The organism is Moorena sp. SIO4E2, assembly GCF_010671945.1.
Classification (GTDB): Bacteria; Cyanobacteriota; Cyanobacteriia; order Cyanobacteriales; family Coleofasciculaceae; genus Moorena; species Moorena producens.
The window spans coordinates 1-1,628 of record NZ_JAAHIE010001135.1 but is presented as its reverse complement, the minus strand read 5'-3'; the positions used below and the strand labels follow the sequence as shown (position 1 = coordinate 1,628).

Genomic DNA, 1,628 nt, shown 5'->3' with positions numbered 1-1,628 from the left:
TTCCAATATTCCCGTCTTGATGCAGTCGCTACATAGGAGAAACCTCCTGATGAAGGCGCTGCATCGCTACTCACTAAAATCAAATACTTGTCTACTTCACCTATTTGAGAACTGCTATACTTATCTAGTGTTGTTAATCAAGAATGGAAAATTCAAAATTGTCAATGGTCAATTGGCAAAGGAATTTACGCGAATCTGTTAAGACTCTGACGCCAGCGGCTACCCAACCATAACAACCCACCGATAGCAAGTAATCCTCCAGTAGTAGAAGATTCTGGCACCTTCTCGACTTTGATACGTGCTATCTGGTAGCCATCCACTGTGAAGTCAGCTTCAGCAAACCCCGGAGTTGATAAGATTGGTCCACCTGGGATAAAACCTGGATGGAGGGTAACTACTCCGTTTTCTGGTGTACCGGTATCAGGAATACTTTGACCGAAGAAGGCAGTAGTGCTCTGCTGCTCGTCGTTAACTTCTGTACCCGCATCCAGAACTTGAGAACCAAGAATGGTAAAGTCAGCTCCAGTGAAATTACCTTCTTCATCAAAAATTTCAAAAGCCAAGGGGTTGCCATTAGCAATGAAAGCATCATTACTGGGGAGAATCATGGCCGCGTAGCTGAAGTAACGGCTAGTAGAATCTACAGTAAATGTGGCTTGGGTAATATCTCCGGAACCAATTGGACCATTTGGACCAGGAACTACCCCATCAACTGAACCGGCACCGCTAGCGAAAAACTCTTCACTAAGAACTGCTGCATTGCCATCCTCAGCAATACGCTCGAGTCCTGGTGAAGCTGGTTGATCCCGATCATAAATATCAAAGGAACCATTATGAAAACCAACCCAGACTGGAGTAAATAAGGTGCCGTTTTCCGGTGCCAGGCTTTCAATTGTTACCTTGAGGGTAGCTGCGGTTGCGCTAGATGCCATGGCTAGTGTAGAGGTTACCGTAACCATGGTGGCGATTTTGAGTGATTTAATAATTGGATGCTTCATGGTGATCGTGATCAATGAGATCAATATGGTAGATTTGCCGAAAATCTTGCTTAACTATCTATGTAGCTACATCTTCAAAACCCATTTTGCTGGCACCGAATCAAGTGGGTAATCCTAGGTTAGTAGCTTGAGTAAGATTATTGGTTTCTTGGTTTAGTTGTTGCTGATAATTTCCTGATAATTTGCTGATAATTTTGGTTCTTCCGTACCTGTTATGCTAATCTGATCGGAATGAAGTCAAATTAAAACAATCATGTACTAATAAACAAGTTTTAAAATGCTTACGGAGCTACTTCGCTACCTGGCTACATTGCTACTCCCTGCTCCGAACGCGCCCCGCGTGGCCGACGGCCTCAGTCCCTACTCCCTACTCCCATTAACCCAGGAGGATGTACCTCACCTATTTGATAACTGCTATATAGTTACTCACCACAACAGGTTACTGACCACAGTACTAAGGTCAATGGGGTAGGAAATTAACCTCTAGTTAACTTGCCACCAACGCCATAACCCTGTACAATAATTCCATGGGTTCTATCGGTTTATATAAGTAATCATCCACTACCTCCATCATCTCTTGTTGCTCTACCTTTGGCACAGTCGGAATCGTTAAAGCCAGAATTTTTACCC

The 1,628-nt window shown here is 43.7% G+C and carries 2 protein-coding genes; one reads left to right on the top strand and one right to left on the bottom strand.

Features of this window, described 5'->3' with window-relative positions; all coding sequences use genetic code 11:
* The coding region (locus tag F6K37_RS41505; RefSeq protein WP_287257098.1) for a hypothetical protein at positions 1-202 on the top strand (202 nt) is incomplete at its 5' end.
* On the opposite strand, the gene F6K37_RS41500 is transcribed toward F6K37_RS41505, so the two are convergent.
* Positions 186-998 carry a spondin domain-containing protein gene (locus F6K37_RS41500; RefSeq protein ID WP_287257097.1) on the bottom strand — a complete coding sequence of 271 codons (813 nt, stop codon included), beginning with the start codon at positions 996-998 and terminating at the stop codon, positions 186-188. The two genes, F6K37_RS41505 and F6K37_RS41500, sit on opposite strands and share 17 nt — an antisense overlap.
* Positions 999-1,628: the final 630 nt, after the last annotated feature.